Below are 23,268 nucleotides of genomic sequence, written 5' to 3' on the forward strand. Positions count from 1 at the left end.
CGGGGCGCTCCGCGCGTCCCCGCCCCCTCTCATCCGTCGCACAAGGGAGTGACAGAACGTGTCCGGGATCCACGCCCACCACGGCGGTGGCCGAACCGAGATCGCCGTCGTCGGGGCGGGGCCCCGCGGCCTCGCCCTGCTGGAACGGATCTGCGCCAACGAGCGGGCGCGCCCCTCGTGCGCGCACCTGACCGTGCACGTCATCGACCCGCACGAACCGGGGCCGGGCGCGGTGTGGCGGGAGGGTCAGTCGCGCAGGCTGCTGATGAACACCGTCGCCTCGCAGATCACCGCCTTCACCGATCACAGCGTGGTGATCGAGGGACCGATCGAGCCCGGCCCCAACCTGTACGAGTGGGCCCGGGACACGGCCCTGTTCGGCGGGGACGGCGACCACGACGAGCACATCCTGGAGGAGGCCCGCTCCCTGGGGCCGGACTCCTACCCCACGCGCGTCTTCTACGGCCGGTACCTGCGGGCCTGCTTCGCGCGGGTCGTCGACGCCGCGCCCGGCCACGTCGAGGTCCGGACGCACCGCTCCCGCGCCGTGGCCATCGCCGACACCTACGGCGTGCCCGGCGGCCCCCAGGGGCTGCGGCTCCAGGACCGGACGCGGCTCAACCACCTGGACGCCATCGTCCTCGCCCAGGGCCACCTGCCCGTCCGGTCGACCGCGCAGGAGGCGCGCACCGCGAGCCTGGCCCGGATCCACCACCTCACCTACATCACCCCGGTCAACCCGGCCGACGCGGACCTGGACGGCATCGAGCCCGGCGCCGCCGTGCTGCTGCGCGGGCTCGGCCTGAACTTCTTCGACTACACGGCCCTGTTCACCGAGGAGCGCGGCGGGCGGTACGCCGAGCGCGACGGGGGACTCGTGTACCTCCCCTCCGGCCGCGAACCCCGCCTGTACGCGTTCTCCCGCCGCGGGGTGCCCTACCACGCGCGGGGGCGCAACCAGAAGGGCGTGGCCGGACGGCACCGGCCCCGGCTGCTCACCCCGGAGGCCATCGGCCGGCTCCGGGCGGAGTCCGGCGACACCCTGAACTTCGCCCGGGACCTGTGGCCGCTCGTCTCCCGGGAGGTGGAGGCGGTCTACTACACGGCCCTGCTGCGCTCCCAGGGGCGGCCTCGGGAGGCGCTGGAGTTCGCCGACCGCTACGTCGCCGCTTCGCCCTCCGGGGCGGCGCTGCTGCCGGACGAGTACGGGATCCGCACCGCGGACCGGTGGGACTGGGAGCGCGTCGCCCGCCCCTGCGCGGGGAAGCGCTTCTCCGACCGGGCGGCGTTCCGCTCCTGGCTGCTCGACCACCTGCGCCGCGACGTCCGCGAGGCCGAGCGGGGCAACGTGGACGGCCCGCTCAAGAGCGCCCTGGACGTGCTGCGCGACCTGCGCAACGAGATCCGGGAACTGGTGGACCACGGCGGGCTGGACGGCCACTCGCACCGGGACGACCTCGACGGCGAGTACACGCCGCTCAACGCGTACCTGTCCATCGGCCCGCCCGCCTCCCGGATCCGGGAACTGATCGCGCTCGTCGAGGCCGGTGTGGTGGAGGTGCTGGGACCGGGCACCCAGGTGCGCCTGGAGACGGGGCCCGCGGTCTTCACCGCCTCCTCACCGCTGGTCCCCGGTCCGCCGGTGCGGTCCCGGGTCCTCATCGAGGCGCGGCTGCCCGTGCCCGATCTGCTGCGCACCGACGACCCCCTGCTGCGGCACCTGCTCGACAGCGACCAGGCGACGCCCTACCGGATCGCCGCCAGCGGGGGCGAGCCGTACGAGACCGGCGGGCTGACGGTCACCGAGCGGCCGTACCGGGTCGTCGACGGGCGGGGGCAGGCCCACCCCCGGCGCTTCGCGTACGGGGTGCCCACCGAGTCCGTCCACTGGGTCACCGCCGCCGGGGTGCGGCCGGAGTCCGACTCGGTCACGCTGAAGGACGCCGACGCCATCGCCCGGGCCGTGCTCGCCCTGCCGCCGGTCGCCCACGTGCCCGCGGTCCCGCACACCGCCACCGGCATCGAGTCGACGGGGGTCATCGTATGAACGCCCCGGCCGCGGACACCGGCCTGCTCTCCCCCGTCCGGGCGGGCACCCCCGTGGAACGCCTGGTCGACGACGCGGCCTGGCTCCAGGCGATGGCGGACGCGGAGGCCGCGCTGGCGCGCGCCCAGGCCGGCCTGGGGGTGCTGCCCCGCGCGGCGGCCGACCTCATCACCGAGGTCGTGCGCGAGGGGGCGCCCGACCCCCGTGTCATCGCGGTGGCCTCGCGCGAGCACGCCAACCCGGTCGTCTCCCTGGTGTCGGAGCTGACCCGGCGCGTCGCCGCGCGCGACCCCGCGGCCGCCGAACACGTGCACCGCGGGTCCACCAGCCAGGACATCTTCGACACCGGCGCCATGCTGGTCTGCCGGCGCGCCCTGGAGGCCGTCCGGGCCGACCTCGCGGCCGCCGCGGAGGCGTTCGCGGTGACGGCCCGGGCCCATCGGGACACCCCGGCGGCGGCGCGCACGCTGGCGCTGCACGCGGTGCCCACGACGTTCGGGCTGCGGGTCGCGGGGTGGCGGTCGCTGGTGCTGGACGCCGTGGAGCGGATCGACCGGGTGCTCGACGGCGGGCTGCCGGTCTCGCTCGGCGGGTCGGCGGGGACGCTGGGCGGGTACCTGGCCTACGCCGCGCCCGAGCATCAGGAGGACCCGGGCGCGTTCTGCGACGCCCTGGTGCGGGGGTTCGCCCGCGAGACGGGGCTGGCCCCGCAGCGGCTCCCCTGGCACGCGCTGCGCACCCCCGTGGCGGACGTGGCGTCCGTGCTCGGGTTCGCCGCCGCGGCCCTGGGCAAGGTCGCGGTGGACGTGCTCACGCTGTCGCGCACCGAGGTGGGCGAGGTCGCCGAGCCCTCGCCCGCCGGACGCGGAGCGTCCTCGGCCATGCCGCACAAGCGCAACCCCGTGCTGGCCACGATGGTGCGCACGGCCGCGCTCCAGGTGCCCGTCCTGACGGCGGGCGTCCTCCAGTGCCTGTCCGCCGAGGACGAGCGCTCCCCCGGGGCGTGGCACGCGGAGTGGCAGCCGCTGCGCGAATGCCTGCGGCTCACCGGCGGCGCGGCGCACACCATGGTCGAGCTGGCCCGGGGGCTGGAGGCCGACCCCGTCCGCATGCGCGCGAACCTCGCCCTGACGGGGGGCGCCGCCACCAGCGAACGGGTGGCCGCCGCCCTGACCCCCCGCCTGGGACGGCCCCGGGCCCGCGCGGTCCTCGACGCCTGCTCGGCCGAGGCGGCCGCGTCCGGGCGGCCGCTGGCCGACGTCCTGGCTGAACACCCCGCTCTCGAGGGCGCCGCCGGTCCGGACGCCCTCGCCGCCCTCTGCGACCCGGTGCGGTACACCGGCGCGGCCGCCCGCCTGGTCGACCGCGCCCTGGACCGCCGGCCGCGGGAGGCGGGCTGACCCCGCGGCCGCGGGCCGTCTGTGAGCGGGGGCCCGCGGCCGCGGTCAGGCGGCCCGGCTCTCCTCCAGGGAGTCCAGCCAGGCGCGGATCCGCTCGTTGTGCTCGCCCAGCAGCGGCGGCGGCAGGTGCCCCTCCGCGGCGGGCGGCGCGCCCCCGTCCCCGCGGTGGGGGGCGAAGCGCAGCGCGGAGCCGGGCAGCTCCACCCGCCCCAGGACGGGGTGCTCCACGTCCAGGACCAGGCCCTGGGAGCGGGTCTGCTCCCACTCGTAGACCTGGTCGATGGTGCGCACCGCCCCGCAGGGGACGCCGATGTCCCCGATGCGGCGCAGCCACTCGTCCCGGGGCGCGGTGCCCAGCACCGCCTCGACCTCGGCGATCAGGTCGTCCCGGTGGACGACGCGGGCGGCGTTGTCGCGGAACCGGGGGTCCTGGGCGTCCAGGCCCAGCAGGCCCGCGAACTTGGACCACTGCGACTCGCCGCCGATGGCGACCTGGAGGACCCCGTCGGCGCAGGCGAAGGCGCCGTAGGGCGCGATGGAGGGGTGGTGGTTGCCCATCGCGCGGGGCACCTCGCCCGCCACCGTCCAGCGGGTGCCCTGGAAGGCGTGCACGCCGACGATGGAGGACAGCAGCGAGGTGCGCACCACCGCGCCGGTGCCGGTGCGCTCGCGCTGCACGAGCGCGGCCAGCACCCCCTGGGCGCCGTTCATCCCGGCGAGGAGGTCGCCGATGGGCACCCCGACCTTGGTGGGCTCGTCCGGGGAGGGGCCGGTCAGGCTCATCAGGCCCGCCTCGCCCTGGGCGATCTGGTCGTACCCCGCGCGGCCGCCCTCGGGGCCGTCGTGGCCGAACCCGCTGATGGAGCACACCACCAGGCGGGGGTTGAGCTCGCCCAGGCGTTCGGCGGAGAAGCCCAGCCGGTCCAGGACGCCGGGGCGGAAGTTCTCCACGAGCACGTCGGCGGCGCGGACCAGGCGGGTGAGCTGCTCGACCCCGTCGGGGGACTTCAGGTCCAGCTCGATGGACTCCTTGTTGCGGTTGCAGGACAGGAAGTAGGTGCTGATCCGCTCGTCCTCGGGGCCGACGAAGGGCGGACCCCAGCCCCGGGTCTCGTCGCCGGTGCCGGGCTGCTCGACCTTGATGACGCGGGCGCCCAGGTCGCCCAGCAGCATGGCGGCGTGCGGCCCGGCCAGGGCGCGGGACAGGTCGACGACGACGGTGCCCTGCAGCGGTCCTCGTTCGCGGTCCATGTGGCTCCTTCGGTGGTGGTGTGCGGGAGGCGGGGAGGCGGGCCCGTCAGGAGGGCAGGCCCAGGCGGCGGTAGCGGGCGGCCCGGGCGGCGCGCCGGGCGGCGCCCGGGGCGCGGGTGAGGGCGGCGAGCTCGTGGCGCAGGGCCAGGCCCGCGCGGCGGCAGAACTCCTCGGGCTCGTCGGCGGCGTCGTCGTGCTCGGGGACGATCCGGTCGACGATGCCGTGGGCGCGCAGGTCGGTGGAGCCGATGCCCTGGTCGCGGGCCAGGTCGGCGGCCTTCTCCGTGGTGCGGTGCACGATGGCGCTGGCGCCCTCGGGGGGCAGGGGGGACAGCCAGGCGTTCTGGGCGCACAGCACCCGGTCGGCGGGGATGAGGGCGAGCGCGCCACCGCCGGTGCCCTGGCCCAGGAGGAGGGCGAGGGTGGGCGCGGCCAGGGTGGCCATCTCGGTGAGGCAGCGGGCGATCTGCCCGGCCATGCCCTGTTCCTCGGCCTCCTTGGACAGGGCGGCGCCGGGGGTGTCGATGACCGTGACCAGGGGCAGGCCCAGTTCGTCTGCCAGGCGCATGCCGCGGCGGGCGGCGCGCAGGGCGGCCGGGCCCATGGGGTGCTCGGGGGTCTGGCGGTCGCGGTCCTGGCCCAGCAGGACGCAGGGGGATCCGCCGAACCGGGCCAGTGCCAGCAGCAGGCCGGGGTCGGACTCGCCCTCGCCGCTGCCGCGCAGGCGGACGACGTCGGTGGCGGCGTGGCGGAGCAGGGCGCGCACCCCGGGCCGGCCGGGCCGGCGGGAGCGTGTGACGGCGGTCCAGGCGGGGGTGGCCGCGGCCGGCTCGGCGGGCGGCGGCGGGGCGTCGCCGGTGTCGCGGGCGAGCAGGACGGTGAGGGCGCGGTCGGCGATGGCGGGCAGGTCCTCGGGCGGCAGGACGGCGTCGATGAGGCCGTGGTCGAGGAGGTTCTCCGCCCGCTGGACGCCCTCGGGGAAGTCGGCCCCGTACAGGGCGCTGTACACGCGCGGGCCCAGGAAGCCGACGAGGGCGCCGGGCTCGGCGACGGTGACGTGGCCCAGGGACCCCCAGGAGGCGAGGACCCCGCCGGTGGTGGGGTCGCGCAGGTAGACGAGGTAGGGCAGCCCGGCGGCCTTGTGGGCGGCGATGGCGGCGGCGATCTTGACCATCGCCAGGAAGGCGACGGTGCCCTCCTGCATGCGGGTGCCGCCGGAGGCCGGGGAGACGAGCAGCGGCAGCCGGGCGGCGGTGGCGCGTTCGACGGCGGTGACCAGGCGTTCTGCGGCGGCCACGCCGACGGACCCGGCGAGGAAGGCGAACTCGCCGGCGGCGACGGCGACGCGCCGGCCGCGCAGCAGGCCCTCGCCGGTCAGGATCGCCTCGTCGCAGCCGGAGGCGGCGCGGGCCCGGGCGAGATCGGCGGCGTAGGAGGGGTCGGGGCGCACGTCGACGGGCGTGGTGTCCCAGGAGCGGAAGCTCCCGGGGTCCAGGATCCGGTCGAGGAGGTCGCGGGCGCCGTACCGGGTGGCCATCGGCATCTCCTTATCGGTTCGGCGACCCAGTGGCTCGGTGGCCTGCCGTGTCGGTTCAGCGGCCACCTCATTGGCTCAGTGGCTAGGCCACTGGGTCTCTTCGTCAGCATGGCACACGCCCCCGGCTTTGTGAAGGCCGACATCCCCTTCCCGCGGGGGGATCCCCCCGCGGGCCCGGTCGACCGCACCGACGCTCCCGGACTACTCTGGAGGTCCGCCCAGCCCGAGCCGGAAGGAGCCCGCCCGCGTGCCCACCAAGCCCACCCCCCGGCCACCGGCACGGCCTCGTCTCTACGAGCAGCTGGTGGAACGGCTGGTGGAGTACATGCGCGAGGCCGGCCTGACCCCCGGCGACCGCCTGCCCGCCGAGCGGGAACTGGCCGCCTCCCTGGGCGTGAGCCGCGCCTCGCTCAGCCAGGCCCTGGTGGCGCTGGAGGTGCAGGGGATCATCGACGTGCGCCACGGCGACGGCGCGATCATCCGCCGCACCACCTCCGAGGAGGGCGTGCTGGCCCTGCTGCGCGACCGCGCCAACCGGCGAGCGGAGATCATCGAGGCCCGCCAGGCCCTGGAGGTCAAGCTCGCCGAGCTGGCCGCCGAGCGCCGCACCGAGCACGACCTCGCCGCCGTCGACGCCGCCCTGGACCTCATGCGCGCCGAGCTGCGCGCGGGCGGGCGCGGGGTGGAGGGCGACGAGCGGTTCCACGCCGCGATCACCGAGGCGGCGCGCTCGCGGCTGCTCACCCGGATGATGAACGAGCTCGCCCCGATGATCCGCGAGACCCGCCTGGAGTCGCTGTCCCAGCCGGGGCGGCCGCAGGACTCGCTGGCCGGGCACGAGAAGATCGCCTCGGCGATCCGGCTGGGCGACCCGGACATGGCCGCCGAGGCCATGCGCCGCCACCTGCGGCTGGTGTCGCAGGTGGGCGACGTGCCCGAGCGCGCCGCGAACTGAGCCCCGGACGCGGGCGGCCCGGCGCGGGGTCCCCGCGCCGGGCCGTCACCGCTCGGCCGGAGCCGCGGGCGTCACAGCAGTCCGGGCACGACCAGGACGCCCCAGGCCACGAGCGGCCCCAGGACCACCACTATGGCGCTGTAGACCAGGATCCGCCGGTAGAACTTCTCCGGCTCCACCCCGGTGGCGTTGGCCAGGACCAGGGCGCCGTTGGTGGAGAAGGGGCTGACGTCCACGATCGTGGAGGCCACGGCCAGCGCGACGATGACGCCGGTCGCGCTCACCTCCCCCATGAGCAGGAACGGGACCGCCAGCGGGATGGTGGCGCCCAGGATGGCGGTGGAGGAGGCGAAGGCCGAGACGATGCCGCCGATGTAGCACAGCACCAGAGCGACCAGCAGGGCCGCGCCCAGCCCGGCCGCGGCCAAGCCGACGTACTCGATGGTCCCGGCGCTCTCCATGACGCCGACGAAGGTCAGCATGCCGGTGATGAGCAGTACCGTGGGCCAGCTGATCTGGGAGATCGCGTTCTTCTGCGCCTGGGGCGAGATGAGCGCCAGGACGACCGTGACGGTCATGGCGACGAACCCGACGTTGAGGCCGAAGCCCAGGGCCAGCACGCCCAGGGTGAGGATGCCCAGCAGGGTGGCGATCTGGTCGAACCGGACCGCCGGTGCGGCCCCGGACTCCCCGGCTCCGGCGCCGGAGCCGCCGGTGGCCACGGCGGTGCCGCCGCCCCCGCCCGCTCCTCCGCCGCCCGCGGCGACGGCCTCCCTCTCGGACCGCTCCGCCCTGACCCCGACGAGCCGGTGGCCGCCCAGGGCGATGAACAGCACGAACGCGATGGCGAGGTTGAAGACCAGGCTGCCCAGGAACAGGGTCACGGGGTGTACGTCGAGCCCGTTGTCCGCCACGATGGTGTTGACCGTGACCCCGTAGACGCTGGCCGGGGAGAAGCCCCCGCCCTGCGCCCCGTGGATCACCATCATGCCCATCATCAGGGGGTCGATCCGGTACTTGGCGGCGAAGCCCAGGGCGATGGGCGCGACGATGGCCACGGCCGCGGGGCTGAGCGCGCCCACGGCGGTGAGCAGGGCGGTGATGCCGAACATCACCCAGGGGATGGCCACCACCCGGCCGCCGACCAGGCGGGTGGCCGCCCGGACCATCAGGTCGACGGTCCCGTTGTTCTTGGCGATGGCGAACAGGTAGGTGACACCGACCAGGGTGAGGAACAGGTCGGCCGGGAAGCCGCCGAGGATCTCCCCCGCCTCCATGGACAGGGCGAGGGTGCCGACGAGGAAGGCGGCGACGAAGGCGAGTGCGCCGATGTTGATGGGGAAGACGGTCGCGACGACGAACATCGCCGCGAGCACGAGAATGGTGAGCAGCTGGGGTGTCATGACCGGCCATTCGAGCTTCGGTGGAGGGGTGTGACTCAGCTCATAGGAGCGACTGGCCTAGCCAATATGCCAATGGGCCAATTGTCAAGCCCCGGAAACACCCCCGTCACCCGCCCGGCCCGCGGCGCCGCGGCCCCCCGCCCCGGATTGTGCACATGCCCACCCGGGGGCGGATGATCCGCTGCGGATCGTCATTGAGGCCCCGCGCACCCACCCGGCACCCTGGAGGGAATCCGTCACACCCCTCCCTTCCAGGAAGAACACCGCCGGCATGCTCGACCTCCTGCTCACCAACGCGCGCGTGCGCACCCTCGACGACGACCGGCCCGCGGCCACCGCCGTGGGCATCGCCGCCGGTCGCGTCCTCGGGTTCGACGGGGACGTCGCCGACCTGCCCGCCCGGGCCGTGGTCGACTGCGGCGGCGCCGCGGTCGTCCCCGGCTTCGGGGACGCGCACAACCACATGGCGTGGTTCGGCCAGTCCCTGGGCGAGCTGGGCCTGGAGGACGTCACCACCCTGGACGGGCTCTACGACGCGGTGGCCCGCCGGGCCGCCGACCTGCCCGCCGACGCCTGGATCATCGGATCCGGCTACGACGACACCGCCATGGGCGCGCACCCCGACCGGCACGGCCTGGACCGGGCCGGGGGCGGCCGCCCGGTGTGGCTCAAGCACCGCTCCGGGCACATGTGCACCGTGAGCAGCGCGGTGCTGCGCCGGGTCGGCGCCGACTCCGCCGCGGTGGGCGACCCCGAGGGCGGGGTGATCGTCCGCGACGGCGACGGGACGCCCACCGGCCTGCTCCAGGAGCGCGCCCAGGAGCTGGTCACCGCCCTGGTCATGCCCTACCCCGTCGCCGACCTGGCCGACGCGATCGGCCGGGCCTCGCGCGTGTACGCCTCCGAGGGCCTCACCCACGTCGTCGAGGCCGGGATCGGGCGCGGGCTGATCGGCCGCACCCCGGTGGAGGCCGCCGCCTACCAGCTGGCCCGCGAGCGCGGCGACCTGCGCACCCGCGTGGAGCTGATGGTGGCCGCCGACAACCTGCACCCGCTGGACGGGCACGCCGACGACGGCATCGACGTCGGCATCGACCTGGGGCTGCGCACCGGCTTCGGCGACGACCGGCTGCGCCTGGGCCCCATGAAGATCTGGCTGGACGGCTCGCTCATCGGCCGTACCGCGGCCGTGACCGAGCCCCTGTGCGGGCACGGGCACGGCGTGTTCCAGAACCCGCCCGAGGAGATGCGCGATCTGGTGGTGGCCGCCCACCGCGCCGGGTGGCGGGTGGCCGCGCACGCCATCGGCGACGAGGCCGTGGACCTGGCGCTGGACGCCTTCGAGCGGGCGCACAGGGAGCTGCCGCGCCCGGACGTGCGCCACCGGATCGAGCACGCCGGGGTGGTCCGCCCCGACCAGCTGGCCCGGTTCGCCGAACTGGGCGTGGTCCCGGTCCCCCAGCCCCGGTTCCTGTACACCGTGGGCGACGCCATGGCGGCGTCCCTGGGCCCGGAGCGGGTGGGCTGGCTGTACCGGCACCGGTCGTTCCTGGAGCACGGGATCCGGGTGCCGGGCAGCTCCGACCGCCCGGTCGCGCCCGGCGCGCCGCTGGCGGGCATGGCCTCGATGGTGGAACGGCTCAGCAGCGGGGGCGCCGTCCTCGCCCCCGACGAGCGGGTCACCGCCGAGCAGGCCCTGCGCGCCTACACCGTCGACGCGGCCTGGGCGAGCCACGATGAGCACGACAGGGGCACGCTGTCCCCCGGCGGGCTCGCCGACCTGGTCATCCTGGACCGCGACCCGGTCGACACGGCGGACCAGGGCATCGACACCGTCGAGGTGCTGGCGACCGTCGTGGGCGGCGAGGCCGTCCACGGCGCGGACGCCTTCGCCGGACTGGCCGCGACGGCCTCCGGCGCCGGCGCCTGACCCGCCCCCTCCCATCCCCTGACAGACCCCGCGCCGGTGCGGCGCGGACACCGAAGAGGAGAGAATTCCCCATGAACGACCTCGACCGCACGGGCCCCGAGGCCCCACCGGGCGGGAAGGCCCCGGTGGTGAGCGGCAAGGAGGCCGGTCGCATCGCCTTCGCCGCGTTCGTCGGCACCGCACTGGAGTGGTACGACTACTTCCTCTTCGGCACCGCGGCCGCCCTGGTGTTCAACCGGCTGTACTTCACGACGCTGAACCCGACGGCGGCCACCCTGGCCGCGTTCGCGACCTTCGGCGTGGGCTTCGTGGCCCGCCCGCTGGGCGCCGTCCTGTTCGGGTGGATGGGCGACCGGATCGGACGGCGTCCCGCGCTGCTGATCACGGTGGTCGCCATCGGTGTGGCGACCGGCCTCATCGGCGTGCTGCCCGACTTCGCGGCCATCGGCGTGGCGGCCCCGCTGCTGCTGGCGCTGCTGCGCCTGGTGCAGGGCATCGCGGTGGGCGGCGAGTGGGGCGGCGCGGTGACCATCGCCGTCGAGCACGCCCCGCCCGAGAAGCGCGGGCGTTACGCGGCGCTGCCGCAGATCGGCTCCCCGGTCGGCACCCTGCTGTCCTCGGGCGCGTTCGCGCTGGTGCTGACGCTGCCGCCGGAGCAGTTCGACTCCTGGGGCTGGCGCCTGCCGTTCCTGGCGGCGTTCCCGCTGCTGCTGGTGGCCGTGTACATCCGCCGCAAGGTCGAGGAGTCGCCGGTCTTCGAGGAGATGGAGCGCCAGGAGGCGCGGTCCAAGGTCCCGGCAGTGGACGTGTTCCGCAAGGCCTGGGGGCGGCTGCTGGTCGCGATCGCCTCGGCGCTGCTGGGCGTGGGCGGCTTCTACGTCATGACCACGTTCGCGATCAGCTACGGCACCGGCACCCTGGGGCTGGAGCGGGGGCTGATGGTCAACGCCACCCTGGTGGCGGCGGTGGCCCAGATCGGGGTCATCCTGGTGTTCGGCCGCCTGGCCGAGCGGATCGGCCCGGGCCGGGTGACGCTGTGGGGCGGTGTGGCCACTGCGGCCATCGCCTTCCCGGTGTTCTGGATGATCGACACGCGCTCCCCGGTGCTCGTGGTGCTGGCGGTGGCCGCGGGCGTGGCAATCCTGTCGATCGCCTACGCGGTGTCGGGCGCGCTGCTCACCGAGCTGTTCCCGGCGCACCTGCGCTACAGCGGCGTGGCGCTGGCGTACAACCTGGCCGGTGCGCTGAGCGGCTTCCTGCCGTTCGCCGCCACCGCCCTGCTGGACGTCTCGAACGGCGGCTCGTGGGTGGCCTCGCTGCTGCTGGCGGGGATCGCGCTGATCACCGCGGTCGGCGGCCTGGTCGGCGAGCGCCTGCGGGTCCGCGACGAGGTCGTGGTCCGCTAGGGCGCGTTCGGCGGATCATTCCGGGTCGCGGCCGCGGGGCCGCCTCTCGCCGCGCCGCCCGCGCTCGGACGGCCGAACCCCGGGCCGACCCGCGCCGGTCGTCTTGCGAGAGATCGCCCCGCGGCCGCTCCCGGCGTTCGGCGCGAGCGCCGAAACGCTCGAGAGCATCCACCGAACACGCCCTGGACCGGTGCGGACGGGACGTCCGCGTGTGAAGGCCCCGCCCGGGATTCCCGGGCGGGGCCTTCAGGTGCGCGGGGACGGGGTCAGGCGCGGACGGCGGCCGGGTCGTGGACCCCGGTGCTCGGCAGCGCCCCGGAGCCCAGGCCGCGGACCACGTCGGTGAGCAGGTCCAGCCCGGCCAGCATGTCGTCGTCCTGGGTGTACTCGCCCTCGTTGTGCGAGACGCCCTCGACGGAGGGCACGAAGAGCATGACGGTGGGGACGCGCTCCTTCATGTTGATCGAGTCGTGCCCGGCGACGGTGAGGATGCCGCGGTGGCTCAGCCCCAGGCGCTCGGCGGCGCCCCGGGCCAGCTCCACGCCCTCGGGCTGGTAGCGGTCGATGCCCCAGGCGTGGGAGAGGTCGAGGTCGATCTCCACCCGGGCGGTGCCCTCGATGCGGGCGACCTCCTGCGCGAGCAGCCGGTCGGCCTCGGCCAGCACCGCCTCGTCGTGGGAGCGCAGGTCCAGCAGCAGCTCGGCGCGGGAGGCCACCGTGACCGGGGAGTTGGGGTAGACGTCCATGCTGCCCACCGCGGTGTGCAGCATGCCGGGGAAGCGGTCGGCCAGCTCGCGGGCGGCGACCACCAGCAGGGAGGCGCCCAGCAGAGCGTCGCGGCGGTCCTCCATGACCGTGGCGCCCGAGTGCGCCTGGTCGCCGCGGACCGTCACCCGGTACTTGCGGGCCGCCCAGCAGGCCTCGACCAGGCCGATCGTGGTGCCGGTGTTCTCCAGGACCCGGCCCTGCTCCACGTGGATCTCGGCGCAGAAGACCGCCTCGGGGCCGTCGGTGTCGCCGAGGAACCCGGTGGGGGCCAGTGCCTGCGCGACCGTGGTCCCGGCCCGGTCGCGGGAGGCCAGCGCGGTCTCCAGCGGCAGGCGGCCGGTGTACACGGCGCTGCCCATCATGGAGGGGGTGAACCGCGAGCCCTCCTCGTTGAACCAGTTGACGACGGCGAGGTTGTAGGGCGGCTCCGCGCCCTCGGCCGCGTCGCGCTCGGCGGCGCGCAGCACCGCGTGGGCCGCGGCCAGCACGCCGTAGGCGCCGTCGTAGCGGCCGGCCGTGGGCTGGGAGTCCATGTGGGAGCCGACGACCACGTAGGGGGCGCCGGGCACCCGCTCCAGCAGGCCGAACTGGTTGCCGATGCGGTCGTACACCACCCGCAGGCCGGCCTCCTCCAGCAGCCCGGCCAGCCAGCGGCGCTGGGCGTTGTCGGGCTCGGTGGCGGCCTGCCGGTCGACCCCTCCGGAGGGGGTGGCGCCGAAGGCGCTCATGGCGCGGAAGTCCTCCAGGAAGCGGGTGTCGGCGGCGGTGCGTCCGGGGGCGGTCATGTGGTTCCTCTCGGGTCCGGTGGTGACGCTCCCATACTCGGCGTGCGGGTCGGCCGCGCTCAATCGGCATTCACCCAAGATTTCCGGGCTCGGCTGTGCACATGACCACGGTGGAACCGCCCCGGCCCGCGTCGGGGCAGGTGGGGGGCACCGGGCGATCCGTGGCACGATCGTTCCCGGTGTATTCGCCCAAGGACGCCGTGAGGAGGCAGACCATGGTGGACCCGGACGGACCGCAGCCGTGGCCGAGGATGCTGGAGCTGCTGGCCCGGGACCGCGACGGGCTGGTCGCCGACTTCCTGGGGCGGCTGTCGGCGCTGGGGCGCTACAGCGACGGGCTGATCCCCGACGAGGACCTGCGCCAGACCGCGACCGACACCTTCGACATGCTCACCCGGCGCCTGGCCGGGCTGCCGCTGCCCGGGCACCTGAGCGACCTGCCGACCCGGCTGGGGGTGCGGCGGGCCCGGCAGGGGGTGGCGCGCGAGGACCTGCTGGAGGCGGTGCGGCTGGACTTCCGGGTGCTGTGGGCGGGGCTGGTGCGCGCGGGCGGCGCGGACTCGGCGCAGATCCTGGTGCTGCACGTGGAGGAGATCCTCGGCACCGTCGAGCAGTACATCAGCGACGTGCAGGCGGCGTTCCTGGAGGAGCGGGCGGCGCTGGAGCGGGACTCGCGGGCCGAGGCGGCCCAGGCGCTGTCCCGGCTGCTGGGGTCGGGCGACCGGGCCGCGGAGGTGGCGGCGCAGGTCGCCCCGGTGCTGGGGGTGGCCGTGGACGGGGTGTTCGAGGTGCTGTTCGCGGCGCCGGGGCCGGGGGCCGGGCCGGGGCGGCGCTCGGAACCGGGCGGGCCGGCCCGCGACGGCTGCCTGGTGTGGGAGTTCGACGACGGGGTGGCGCTGGTGCGGGAGGGCCGGGCCCGGTGGCCGCTGCCGCTGGAGGGGATGACGGGGGGCGCGGTCCCCGGGGTGCGGGGGCTGGCCGAGGTGCCCGCGGCGATCGCGGCGGCCCGGAGGCTGGCCGGGTACGCCCGCCCCGGCGGGGGTTTCGTCCGGGCGGAGGGGGTGTGGCCCGCGCTGGCCCGGGACCGGCTGCTGGAGGTGCTGCCCGGGTTCGGCCGGGAGGCGGTGGAGCGGGTGGCGGCGCTGGAGCCCGACGCCCGGGCGCGGCTGCTGGAGACCCTGGAGCACTACACGGCGACGGGGTCGGTCAAGGCGACCGCGGAGTCGCTGTACTGCCACCGGAACACGGTGGTGAACCGGCTCCAGGCGTTCCGCGAGGTGACGGGGCTGGACCTGACCGTCCCGGTGGAGGCGGCCCGGGCGCTGGTGCTGTTCTCCGACCGGCGCCCGGGCGACGGGTGGGGGTGAGGCGGCGGGCGGCGCTCAGCAGGCGCAGGCCGGAGGCTCGGCCCCGGTCTCGCGGCGGCGTTCGAGCAGGACGGTGTCGCGCCAGCGGCCGTGGTGGCGGGCGATGCGCTCGCGCACCCCGACGGTGCGGAACCCGGCCTGGTGGTGCAGGGCCAGCGAGGCGCGGTTCTCGGGGAAGACCGAGGTCTGCAGCGTCCACAGCCCCCCGGTGTCGGCCTCGGTGACCTGCCGGTACAGCAGCGCCTTGCCCACGCCCCGGCCGCGCGCGGCTCCGGCGACGTACACCGAGGTCTCGGCGACCCCCGTGTAGGCCTCGCGGGCCGAGACCGGGGCGGCGGCGGCCCAGCCGACCACGGCGCCGTCGAGTTCGGCGACCCAGCGGTGGCCGGGGAGCCACTTGTCCTTCAGGGCGTCGACCGGGGGCGCCTCGGTCTCGAAGGTGGCGTCGCCGGTGGCGATGCCCTCGGCGTAGATCTCGCGGACGCGTTCCAGGTCGGCGTCGGCCATCGGGCGGGTGGCGACGTCCCCGGGCAGGTCGGTGGGGCAGCAGGGGCGGGCGGCCAGCAGGCCCATGACGGCGTCGGCGGCGTGCGGCAGGCCGACGCAGCAGGCGGGGTTGACGGCGACCCGGGTGGAGGTGCCCACCCGGGTGAGGGTCACGAACCCGACGTCGGCGAGCTTGCGCAGGTGGTGGGAGACGGTGGGCTGGCGCAGGTCCACCATCTCGGCCAGTTCCCCGACACCGACCGACCCCGGGGTCGTGGCGATGGCGTGGAGCAGCCGGACGCGCATGGGTTCGGCCAGGCAGGCGAACCAGGCGGCGTAGGTCTCGGCGTCGAGGGCGGACAGGGAGTCCGGGGTCGTCACGGTCATGCGCTCATTATCGACCACGATCTATGGTTGCGTCCATCGACATACATCTATAAAGTTTCGCTCCATAGACACCGATCGATGAAAGGGTGTGTCATGGACGAGGGTCTTCCCGTCGTGGTGATCGGAGCCGGGCCGGTGGGGCTGGCCGCGGCCGCCGAACTGGTGGGGCGCGGCCTGCCGGTCGTGGTGCTGGAGCGCGGCGACCGGGCCGGGGCCGCCGTGTCCGAGTGGGGGCACGTGCGCCTGTTCTCGATGTGGCGCGACCTGGTGGCCCCCGCGGCGGAGAAGCTGCTCACCGCCGCCGGCTGGACCCGCCCCGCCGACGGCGGCTACCCGACCGGCGCCGAGTGGGTCGACTCCTACCTGGCCCCGCTGGCCGCCGCCCTGGGCGGGCGGGTGCGCTTCGGCGCCGAGGTGACCGGGGTGAGCCGCCTGGGCCGCGACCGGGTCGTGGACTCCGGGCGCGCCGGACGGCCGTTCACCGTCCGGGTGCGCACGTCCGGCGGCGAGGAGCGGCTGCTCGCCCGCGCGGTCGTGGACGCCTCCGGCACCTGGGGCTCCCCCAACCCGGCGGGCGGCGACGGCCTGCCCGCCCTGGGCGAGGCCGACGCGGCCGGGCGCGTCTCCTACCGCGTCCCCGACACCGCCGACCCGGCCGGGCGGGCCCGCCACGCGGGGCGGACCACGGCGGTGGTCGGCAGGGGGCACTCGGCGCTGACGGCTCTGGTGGCCCTCGCCTCCCTCGCCGAGGAGGTCCCGGGCACCCGCGCGGTGTGGGTGCTGCGGCGCGGAGCCGTGGGCGACGCCTTCGGCGGCGGGGCCGCCGACCGGCTCGCCGGGCGCGGCGCCCTGGGCCTGCGCGCCAGGGCCGCGGTGGAGGCCGGGCACATCGAGGTGGTCACCGGGTTCCGCACCGCCGAGGTGCGCCCGGACGGGGACCGCCTCGTCCTGGTGGACGACGGCGGCCGGGCCCTGGAGCCGGTCGACGAGGTGGTGGCCCTGACCGGGTTCCGCCCCGACCTGTCCTTCCTGTCCGAGATCCGACTCGGCCTGGACGCCGCCCTCCAGGCGCCGGTGGAACTGGCCCCGCTCATCGACCCCAACGTGCACTCCTGCGGGACGGTGTACCCGCACGGGGCCACCGAGCTGTCCCACCCGGAGGAGGGGTTCTTCCTGGCGGGGATGAAGTCCTACGGGCGCGCCCCCACCTTCCTGGCCCTGACCGGGTTCGAGCAGGTCCGCAGTATCGCCGCCCACCTGGCCGGGGACCGCGAGGCCGCCGCCCGCGTGGAGCTGACCCTGCCCGAGACCGGTGTCTGCGGCGGCGCCGGCCTGTTCGACGACCCCGGTGCCACCAAGGCCGGCGCGGACGGCTGCTGCGGTCCCGCCCCCGAGGCGGAGCGGCCGTCCCCGGCGACGGCCGGCGCCGGCCTGCTGACCGTTTCGCCGCTGCCGCTGCTCACGGCCGCTCCGACCGCCTCCGCGGGCGGCGGGTGCTGCGGCGGCGGGGACTCCCCGCGCCCGGCCCGGGCCGCCGACCCGGACCCGCTGCCGTGACGCCGGGATCCGGTGGGGGAGCGGACTCCGCGGAGGACGCCCTCCTCACCGTGATCGGGGCGGGGCAGGCGGGGCTGGCCGCGGCGCACGCCTCCTCCCGGCGCGGTGTGCGGGCCCTGGTGCTGGAGGCCGCCGGACACCCCGGCGGCTCCTGGCCGCACTACTACGACAGCCTGACCCTGTTCTCCCCCGCCCGGTTCTCCGGCCTGCCCGGCCGGCCGATGCCCGGCGACCCCGACCGCTACCCGCGCCGCGACGAGGTGGTGTCCTACCTGCGGGACTACGCCGCCCGCCTGGACGCCGACCTGCGCTGCGGGCACCGGGTGGAGCGCGTGGTGCGCGACGGGGACGGGTTCCTCCTCACCCTCGCCGACGGCTCCCGGATCCGCTCCCGGGCGGTCGTCTCCGCCACCGGCGGCTTCGCCCGCCCCCACCGGCCGGAGCCGCCCGGCCTGGCGGACTTCACCGGGGCCGTGCTGCACGCGGCCGAGTACCGCTCCCCCGAGCCCTTCGCCGGCCTGCGGGTCGTGGTGGTCGGCGGCGGCAACTCCGGGGTGCAGATCGCCGCGGAACTGGCGGGGACTGCACGTGTCACCCTGGCCACCCGCTCCCCGGTGGCCTGGGCGGAGCAGCGTCCCCTGGGCCGTGACATCCACTGGTGGTTCGTGCGCAGCGGCCTGGACGCCGCACCCCTGGGACGGCTCTGGGCGAGGGCCCCGGTCCTGGTGAACGACGACGGCCGGTACCGGGCAGCGGTCGCCGCCGGCGCCCCGGACCGCCGGGAGATGTTCACCCGCTTGGAGGGGGACGAGGTCACCTGGGCCGACGGCAGCGTGGAGAGGGTGGACGCCGTCCTGCTCGCCACCGGCTACCGGCCCGCCCTGGACCACCTCGCCCCGACCGGGGCGCTGGACCGCGAAGGGCGCCCGCTGCACCGCGGCGGGGTCTCCACCGCCGTCCCCGGGCTGGGGTACGTGGGGCTGGAGTTCCAGCGCACCTTCGCCTCCGCGACCCTGCGCGGAGTCGGCCGCGACGCCCGGCACGTCGTCCGGCGGCTGCTTCCGTGACCCGGGGGCGGCGGTGCGCCGCCCCCGGTCAGGGGCCCTGCTCCAGGGAGCGGACGATCTCGGCGACGGCGGTCTTGGCGGTGCGGCCCGCACCGATGAGCGTCGCCGAGACCGGGCCCGTCCAGTCGCCGTAGCCCAGCAGGTGCAGCCGCGGCTCGGCACGGGAGCGGTTGCCCCGGACCCCGACCCGGCCCCGGTCGTCGAGCACCCCCAGCGGGGCCAGGTGGTCCAGCACCGGGCGGAAGCCCGTGCACCACAGGACCGCGTCGAAGTCGGCTGCGGTCCCGTCCGCCCAGACCGCGCCGGTGCGGGTCAGCCGCTCGAACATCGGCTCGGCCTTGAGGACTCCTCGGTCGCGGGCCTCCCGCACGCTCGGCACCATGACGATGTCCCCGGGCGGCCGCTCGGCCGTCCCGTCGAGCACCCGGCGGGTGGCCCCGGCGAACAGGGCGCGCCCGTCCAGGCCGTCGGGCATGAGGCGGGGCGGCCGGGCGGTGACCCACGTGGTGTCCGCGACCCGGGACAGCTCGGCGAGGATCTGCGCCGCCGAGTTGCCGCCGCCCACCACGGCGACCCGGCGCCCGGCGAGCGCCTCGGGGCGGCGGTAGTCCACCGTGTGCAGCTGCTGGCCCGCGAAGGCGTCCCGGCCGGGCACGTCGGGGACGTACGGGGCGCGCCAGGTGCCGGTGGCGCTGACGACGTGGCGGGCGGTCCAGTCGCCGTGGTCGGTGCGCACCCGCAGGGCGCCGTCGGCGCGCTCGACCGCGCCCGCCCGGACCGGCCGGCGCACGGGCAGGTCGTAGCGGCGCTCGTACTCGGACAGGTACCACGCGACGTGCGCGGCCGAGGGGTACTCCCGGCCGGGCTCCTCGGGCATCCACCAGCCGGGCAGCATGCTGTGCCCCGCCGGGGAGAACAGCCTCAGCGAGTCCCAGTACTCGGGCCAGGAGCCGCCGGGGCGCCCGGCGGCGTCCAGGATCACGAAGTCCGCCTTCGCCCGGCGCAGGAAGTACCCCGCGGCCAGCCCGGCCTGGCCGCCGCCGATGACCACCACGTCCGCGGCGCTCATCGGGGCCCCGGGGCGAAGCGCCCGCGCAGGGCGAGGGACACGTACACCAGGCCGACCAGCACGGGCACCTCGATCAGCGGCCCCACCACACCCGCCAGCGCCTGCCCGGAGGCCACGCCGAAGGTCGCCACGGCCACCGCGATGGCCAGCTCGAAGTTGTTGCCCGCGGCGGTGAACGCCAGCGTGGTGGTGCGCCCGTAGTCCATGCCCAGCGCCCTGCCCAGGGCGAAGGTGCCGAACCACATGAGGACGAAGTAGGCGAGCAGCGGCAGGGCGATGCGCGCCACGTCCAGCGGCCGTTCGATGATCCGGTCGCCCTGGAGGGCGAACAGCAGCACGATGGTGAACAGCAGCCCGTACAGGGCCCACGGGCCGATCCGCGGCAGGAACGCCGACTCGTAGCGCTCCCGCCCCATGCGCTTCTCGCCGACGCGGCGGGTGAGGAACCCGGCCGCCAGCGGGACGCCGAGGAAGATCACCACGTTGAGCGCGATCAGCCACGGGGAGGCGTCGAGCCCGCCGGTGTCCAGGCCCAGCCACCCGGGCAGCAGGTCCAGGTAGAACCAGCCCAGCAGGCCGAAGGCCAGCACCTGGAAGACCGAGTTCAGCGCGACCAGGACGGCGGCGGCCTCCCGGTTCCCGCAGGCGAGGTCGTTCCAGATGATCACCATGGCGATGCAGCGGGCCAGGCCGACGATGATCAGCCCGGTGCGGTACTCGGGCAGGTCCGCCAGGAAGATCCAGGCCAGGGCGAACATCACCGCGGGGCCGACGACCCAGTTGACCACCAGGGACGAGAGGAGCAGGCGCCTGTCCCGGGTGACGGTGCCGAGGCGGTCGTAGCGGACCTTGGCCAGCACCGGGTACATCATGACGAGCAGGCCCAGGGCGATGGGCAGCGAGATCCCGCCGACCTCCAGTGCGGCCAGCGCCTCGTCCAGGCCGGGGACCAAGCGGCCCAGCCCCAGCCCGGCGGCCATGGCGAGCAGGATCCACACGGCCAGGAACCGGTCAAGGAAGGGGAGCTTCGCGACGACGGCCGGCCCGGCCTGCGGGGTTCCGTCCAGGCGTGTCATCAACAGGCCCGCTTCCGGTCGGCCGCGCCCGTGGCGCGCGCGGTGGCGGCCACCCGCGCCAGGTCGGCGGAGAGGGCCTCCAGGCGTTCGGGGACCAACCGGTAGTAGGTGAAGCGGCCGCAGGGCTCGGTCTCCACCAGGCCCGCCTCGCGCAGGACGCGCAGGTGGTTGGACAGGTTGGTCTGGCGGGCCCCGGTCTCCTCCATGAGGTGGGTGGTGCACAGGGTCTCGCGGGACAGCAGGGAGAGGATCCGCGTCCGCAGGGGGTCGGCGAGCGCCTTCAACAGGTCAGCGTCGACTGATATCAGCATGCACTGATATTATCCCGGCACCGGACGCGCCCGCCCCGGACACCCGGGGGCGGCCCGGCCGACCTCCACCGAGACGAAACGGGAAGTCCCACCATGACCTCCGACGACAGGCCGTCCGTGCTGTTCGTGTGCGTGCACAACGCGGGCCGCTCCCAGATGGCCGCCGCCTGGCTGGCCCACCTGTCCGAGGGCCGGATCGAGGTCCGCTCGGCCGGGTCCGCGCCGGCCGACGCCCTCAACCCCGCCGTGGTCGAGGCCATGGCCGAGGTCGGCATCGACATCACCGGCCGGCGTCCCAAGCTCCTCACCGCCGACGCCGTCGAGGCCTCCGACGTGTGCGTCACCATGGGCTGCGGCGACACCTGCCCCTTCTTCCCCGGCAAGCGCTACCTCGACTGGGAGCTGCCCGACCCCGCCGGGCGGGGCGTGGACGCGGTGCGCCCCATCCGCGACGAGATCCGCGAGCGCGTGGAGGCGCTCATCGGGGAGCTCCTGCCCCGCTGAGCGCCTCCCGGCGTCAGTGGCAGCGGCCCTCGTCCGGGTCCTGTGCGGCGCAGTGCGCGGAGGCGCTCGGCGGGACGTCCAGCGTGGGGTTGCGGTCGAAGAACCCGACCGGCCGCAGCCGGAACCCGGTGCGGTCCACCGGCATGATCGGCCAGTCCTCCGGCCGCGGCGCGTGGGTCAGCCCGAAGGTGTGCCACACCACGACGTCCCGCCCGTCGATGGCCCGGTCGTCGGCCGTGAACGCGGGCAGACCCGCCCCGCCCGGGTGCCGGTTGACCAGGTCGCCCGCCGGGTAGCGCTCGTCCTCGTCGTGCGCGGTCACCCACAGGTGGCGGGTGGCGAAGGCCGCCCGGGCCGCCACCGACGACGACGGGTCCGCCAGCAGCACCGGCTTCCCCTCCGGGTGCAGGGCGTAGGCGACCGGCCGGCCCAGGTGGTTGCGCACCTGCGGGTTGGAGATGTGCCAGACCCGGTCCACCGACGCGTCGGCCGTGCGCCGCGCCTCCAGTTCGGTGGCGAGCACCGTGCGCTTCTGGGCGAAGGCGTTGCCGCGCGGGTTGTCCGGCCCGACCGGGACGCGGACGGCGTCGACCTCCTCCACCCGGTGCGTCGTCCCGTCCACGTTCATGTCCAGCCGCGCGCAGAACAGGTGCTGGTGCAGCGGCGCGCCCAGCCCCGGGGCGACCTCGGAGGCGTAGGGGTAGTCCCCGCCCGGGTACGCGCTGGTGAACACGATGCCGGTGGCCTTGGCCTCGAACTCGATGGTGCCGTCCAGGTACAGGTACCAGAAGAAGCCGTAGTCGTAGTTGCCGACGGTGGTGAAGAACGAGACCACCATCCGGCGCTGGCGCCGGGTCTCGGAGGAGCCCGCCCACAGGTCGGTGTGCTTCCACAGCACCCCGAAGTCCTCCTCGTGCAGGCACACCGCGTTGGGCAGGGTCCGGGGCGCGCCGGACTCGTCGGCGATGACCGCGTCCATGTAGGTGATCTCGCCCAGGCAGTCGCAGCCCAGCCGGAGCGCGTTGGCGTAGCGCCCCACCATGTACTCGCCGGTGTCGAAGTAGTTCTGCCAGGACCGCACCGGGGACGGGTCGCCGTAGGGGACGACCATCTCGGCGATGGACGCCCGGTGCACGACCGGCCGGTCGCGGCCCCTGTCCCGGTCGTGGAACGACACCCGGTGCAGGACGAGGCCCTCCCGGGCGTCGAACCCGATGCGCAGCGACCAGTTCTCCCAGGTGAGCAGGTTGCCCTCCAGGGTGAAGCTCGGCCCCTGCGGCTGGGTGATCTCGATGGGGCGCTGGGTGGTGCGGTGCGGTCCGGTCACCGCCGGGTCGGTGTAGTTCCCCGACACCGACGGCACCGGGACGGGGCCGAAGTCCAGCACCCGGTCGACCCTCCCCGCCAGCACGTCCACGTAGGCGACCAGGCCGTCGACGGGGTGCGCCCAGGCGTGGTCGGCCGCGTGCTCCTGCACGAAGGCGAGCCCGCGCAGGATGCGGCGGCCCCTCTCCTCGGGGTACTCGTCGTCGTAGACGCCCGCGGACAGGGGGGCCACGCGCACGGCGGCGGGGTCCAGGCCGCGGTCGCGCAGGGCCGCCAGCCAGCGTTCGTCGGCGGACAGGACCCGCTCGACCAGCTCGAACTCCTCGTCCAGCACGGGCGGCTGCCCGTCCGCGACCGGGTCCAGGACCCGTTCGGAGTCGACCCGGCCGCGGGTGAGGGAGACGACGAGGTCGCGGGCGGTGCCGGTGCCCACGTCCAGCAGCAGGACGCGCACCCGGCGCTCCACCGGGTCGCCCGGGGTGTACGCGAGCAGGACCTCCTTGGCGGGTTCGGCCAGCCCGGTGTACACGAACCGGGTGGTGTCGGCCAGGTGCCCGGCACCGGCCAGCAGGTCCCGGGCCGCGGTGATCTCCTCCGCGGTGAGGGCGTCGAGGGGGTGGTGGTCGCTCATGGCGG

18 protein-coding genes are annotated in these 23,268 nt (G+C 75.6%); 9 read left to right on the forward strand and 9 right to left on the reverse strand.

Annotated features, from left to right (window positions below; translation table 11 throughout):
* The first annotated feature begins 58 nt into the window (after positions 1-58).
* Together ACFVNO_RS15840 and ACFVNO_RS15845 are read left to right on the forward strand one after the other, a co-directional pair.
* Positions 59-2,047: an FAD/NAD(P)-binding protein gene (locus tag ACFVNO_RS15840; protein WP_355266947.1), complete on the forward strand. Its 1,989-nt coding sequence runs from the start codon at positions 59-61 to the stop codon at positions 2,045-2,047.
* Positions 2,044-3,447: a lyase family protein gene (locus ACFVNO_RS15845; protein WP_378893180.1), complete on the forward strand. Its 1,404-nt coding sequence runs from the start codon at positions 2,044-2,046 to the stop codon at positions 3,445-3,447. Before ACFVNO_RS15840 ends, ACFVNO_RS15845 begins: the two co-directional genes overlap by 4 nt.
* A 45-nt stretch (positions 3,448-3,492) precedes the next feature.
* On the opposite strand, the gene ACFVNO_RS15850 is transcribed toward ACFVNO_RS15845, so the two are convergent.
* Both ACFVNO_RS15850 and ACFVNO_RS15855 read right to left on the reverse strand, forming a co-directional pair.
* Positions 3,493-4,698 carry a CaiB/BaiF CoA-transferase family protein gene (locus ACFVNO_RS15850; RefSeq protein WP_220560646.1) on the reverse strand — a complete coding sequence of 402 codons (1,206 nt, stop codon included), beginning with the start codon at positions 4,696-4,698 and terminating at the stop codon, positions 3,493-3,495.
* A 46-nt stretch (positions 4,699-4,744) separates the two neighbouring features.
* Positions 4,745-6,235 carry a carboxyl transferase domain-containing protein gene (locus ACFVNO_RS15855; RefSeq protein WP_378893182.1) on the reverse strand — a complete coding sequence of 497 codons (1,491 nt, stop codon included), beginning with the start codon at positions 6,233-6,235 and terminating at the stop codon, positions 4,745-4,747.
* Between the two features lie 247 nt (positions 6,236-6,482).
* On the opposite strand from ACFVNO_RS15855, the gene ACFVNO_RS15860 reads away from it, so the two are divergent.
* On the forward strand, positions 6,483-7,190 hold the full coding sequence (locus ACFVNO_RS15860) for a FadR/GntR family transcriptional regulator (RefSeq protein WP_260697219.1): 708 nt from the start codon (positions 6,483-6,485) through the stop codon (positions 7,188-7,190).
* 71 nt (positions 7,191-7,261) lie between these two features.
* Here the strand turns inward: ACFVNO_RS15860 and ACFVNO_RS15865 are convergent, their stop codons facing one another.
* Positions 7,262-8,593 carry an SLC13 family permease gene (locus ACFVNO_RS15865; RefSeq protein WP_355266934.1) on the reverse strand — a complete coding sequence of 444 codons (1,332 nt, stop codon included), beginning with the start codon at positions 8,591-8,593 and terminating at the stop codon, positions 7,262-7,264.
* A 271-nt stretch (positions 8,594-8,864) separates the two neighbouring features.
* Here ACFVNO_RS15865 and ACFVNO_RS15870 point away from each other — a divergent pair, with 271 nt between their 5' ends.
* Together ACFVNO_RS15870 and ACFVNO_RS15875 are read left to right on the forward strand one after the other, a co-directional pair.
* Positions 8,865-10,523, forward strand: a complete 1,659-nt coding sequence (locus ACFVNO_RS15870; protein ID WP_378893185.1) for an amidohydrolase — start codon at positions 8,865-8,867, stop codon at positions 10,521-10,523.
* A gap of 71 nt (positions 10,524-10,594) precedes the next feature.
* The gene (locus ACFVNO_RS15875) at positions 10,595-11,929 is read left to right on the forward strand and encodes an MFS transporter (RefSeq protein WP_355266928.1); all 1,335 of its coding nucleotides are present in this window, start codon (positions 10,595-10,597) and stop codon (positions 11,927-11,929) included.
* A 266-nt stretch (positions 11,930-12,195) separates the two neighbouring features.
* Here ACFVNO_RS15875 and ACFVNO_RS15880 read toward each other — a convergent pair whose 3' ends face one another.
* Positions 12,196-13,482, reverse strand: a complete 1,287-nt coding sequence (locus tag ACFVNO_RS15880; RefSeq protein WP_378893188.1) for a M20 family metallo-hydrolase — start codon at positions 13,480-13,482, stop codon at positions 12,196-12,198.
* Positions 13,483-13,697: 215 nt separating this feature from the next.
* On the opposite strand from ACFVNO_RS15880, the gene ACFVNO_RS15885 reads away from it, so the two are divergent.
* Complete coding sequence (locus tag ACFVNO_RS15885; protein WP_355266922.1) at positions 13,698-14,849, forward strand: helix-turn-helix domain-containing protein; 1,152 nt, start codon at positions 13,698-13,700, stop codon at positions 14,847-14,849.
* A gap of 15 nt (positions 14,850-14,864) precedes the next feature.
* On the opposite strand, the gene ACFVNO_RS15890 is transcribed toward ACFVNO_RS15885, so the two are convergent.
* The gene (locus ACFVNO_RS15890) at positions 14,865-15,722 is read right to left on the reverse strand and encodes a helix-turn-helix domain-containing GNAT family N-acetyltransferase (RefSeq protein WP_378893191.1); all 858 of its coding nucleotides are present in this window, start codon (positions 15,720-15,722) and stop codon (positions 14,865-14,867) included.
* A gap of 93 nt (positions 15,723-15,815) precedes the next feature.
* On the opposite strand from ACFVNO_RS15890, the gene ACFVNO_RS15895 reads away from it, so the two are divergent.
* Both ACFVNO_RS15895 and ACFVNO_RS15900 read left to right on the forward strand, forming a co-directional pair.
* Entirely contained in the window at positions 15,816-17,279 is a 1,464-nt protein-coding gene (locus ACFVNO_RS15895; protein WP_378893194.1) for an FAD-dependent oxidoreductase, read from the forward strand.
* Positions 17,276-18,346 carry an NAD(P)-binding domain-containing protein gene (locus ACFVNO_RS15900; protein ID WP_355266913.1) on the forward strand — a complete coding sequence of 357 codons (1,071 nt, stop codon included), beginning with the start codon at positions 17,276-17,278 and terminating at the stop codon, positions 18,344-18,346. Before ACFVNO_RS15895 ends, ACFVNO_RS15900 begins: the two co-directional genes overlap by 4 nt.
* Positions 18,347-18,374: 28 nt before the next feature.
* On the opposite strand, the gene ACFVNO_RS15905 is transcribed toward ACFVNO_RS15900, so the two are convergent.
* The 3 genes from ACFVNO_RS15905 to ACFVNO_RS15915 are packed head-to-tail and all read right to left on the reverse strand — an operon-like array spanning position 18,375 to position 20,802.
* Entirely contained in the window at positions 18,375-19,415 is a 1,041-nt protein-coding gene (locus ACFVNO_RS15905) for an ArsO family NAD(P)H-dependent flavin-containing monooxygenase (protein WP_355266910.1), read from the reverse strand.
* Complete coding sequence (arsB, locus tag ACFVNO_RS15910; RefSeq protein WP_220560636.1) at positions 19,412-20,491, reverse strand: ACR3 family arsenite efflux transporter; 1,080 nt, start codon at positions 20,489-20,491, stop codon at positions 19,412-19,414. Before arsB ends, ACFVNO_RS15905 begins: the two co-directional genes overlap by 4 nt.
* Positions 20,491-20,802 (reverse strand): helix-turn-helix transcriptional regulator, encoded by a 312-nt coding sequence (locus tag ACFVNO_RS15915; protein WP_220560635.1) that lies wholly within the window; start codon positions 20,800-20,802, stop codon positions 20,491-20,493. The genes arsB and ACFVNO_RS15915 overlap by 1 nt, the downstream gene beginning before the upstream one ends.
* 93 nt (positions 20,803-20,895) lie before the next feature.
* Between ACFVNO_RS15915 and ACFVNO_RS15920 the strand changes: the two genes are divergently transcribed.
* Positions 20,896-21,306 (forward strand): arsenate reductase ArsC, encoded by a 411-nt coding sequence (locus tag ACFVNO_RS15920; RefSeq protein WP_355266906.1) that lies wholly within the window; start codon positions 20,896-20,898, stop codon positions 21,304-21,306.
* A 13-nt stretch (positions 21,307-21,319) separates the two neighbouring features.
* Here ACFVNO_RS15920 and ACFVNO_RS15925 read toward each other — a convergent pair whose 3' ends face one another.
* A complete protein-coding gene (locus tag ACFVNO_RS15925) occupies positions 21,320-23,263 on the reverse strand; it encodes a primary-amine oxidase (RefSeq protein ID WP_378893200.1) in 1,944 nt (647 codons plus the stop codon).
* Positions 23,264-23,268 lie beyond the last annotated feature (5 nt).

The organism is Nocardiopsis sp. NPDC057823 (assembly GCF_042797335.1).
In the GTDB taxonomy this organism is placed as follows: Bacteria; Actinomycetota; Actinomycetes; order Streptosporangiales; family Streptosporangiaceae; genus Nocardiopsis; species Nocardiopsis changdeensis.

Coding starts and splice junctions, on each gene's coding strand:
- ACFVNO_RS15845 (WP_378893180.1), top strand. CDS start 2,044: ATGAACGCCCCGGCCGCGGACACCGGCCTGCTCTCCCCCGTCCGGGCG.
- ACFVNO_RS15850 (WP_220560646.1), bottom strand. CDS start 4,698: ATGGACCGCGAACGAGGACCGCTGCAGGGCACCGTCGTCGTCGACCTG.
- ACFVNO_RS15855 (WP_378893182.1), bottom strand. CDS start 6,235: ATGGCCACCCGGTACGGCGCCCGCGACCTCCTCGACCGGATCCTGGAC.
- ACFVNO_RS15865 (WP_355266934.1), bottom strand. CDS start 8,593: ATGACACCCCAGCTGCTCACCATTCTCGTGCTCGCGGCGATGTTCGTC.
- ACFVNO_RS15870 (WP_378893185.1), top strand. CDS start 8,865: ATGCTCGACCTCCTGCTCACCAACGCGCGCGTGCGCACCCTCGACGAC.
- ACFVNO_RS15875 (WP_355266928.1), top strand. CDS start 10,595: ATGAACGACCTCGACCGCACGGGCCCCGAGGCCCCACCGGGCGGGAAG.
- ACFVNO_RS15880 (WP_378893188.1), bottom strand. CDS start 13,482: ATGACCGCCCCCGGACGCACCGCCGCCGACACCCGCTTCCTGGAGGAC.
- ACFVNO_RS15885 (WP_355266922.1), top strand. CDS start 13,698: ATGGTGGACCCGGACGGACCGCAGCCGTGGCCGAGGATGCTGGAGCTG.
- ACFVNO_RS15890 (WP_378893191.1), bottom strand. CDS start 15,722: ATGACCGTGACGACCCCGGACTCCCTGTCCGCCCTCGACGCCGAGACC.
- ACFVNO_RS15895 (WP_378893194.1), top strand. CDS start 15,816: ATGGACGAGGGTCTTCCCGTCGTGGTGATCGGAGCCGGGCCGGTGGGG.
- ACFVNO_RS15905 (WP_355266910.1), bottom strand. CDS start 19,415: ATGAGCGCCGCGGACGTGGTGGTCATCGGCGGCGGCCAGGCCGGGCTG.
- arsB (WP_220560636.1), bottom strand. CDS start 20,491: ATGACACGCCTGGACGGAACCCCGCAGGCCGGGCCGGCCGTCGTCGCG.
- ACFVNO_RS15915 (WP_220560635.1), bottom strand. CDS start 20,802: ATGCTGATATCAGTCGACGCTGACCTGTTGAAGGCGCTCGCCGACCCC.
- ACFVNO_RS15920 (WP_355266906.1), top strand. CDS start 20,896: ATGACCTCCGACGACAGGCCGTCCGTGCTGTTCGTGTGCGTGCACAAC.
- ACFVNO_RS15925 (WP_378893200.1), bottom strand. CDS start 23,263: ATGAGCGACCACCACCCCCTCGACGCCCTCACCGCGGAGGAGATCACC.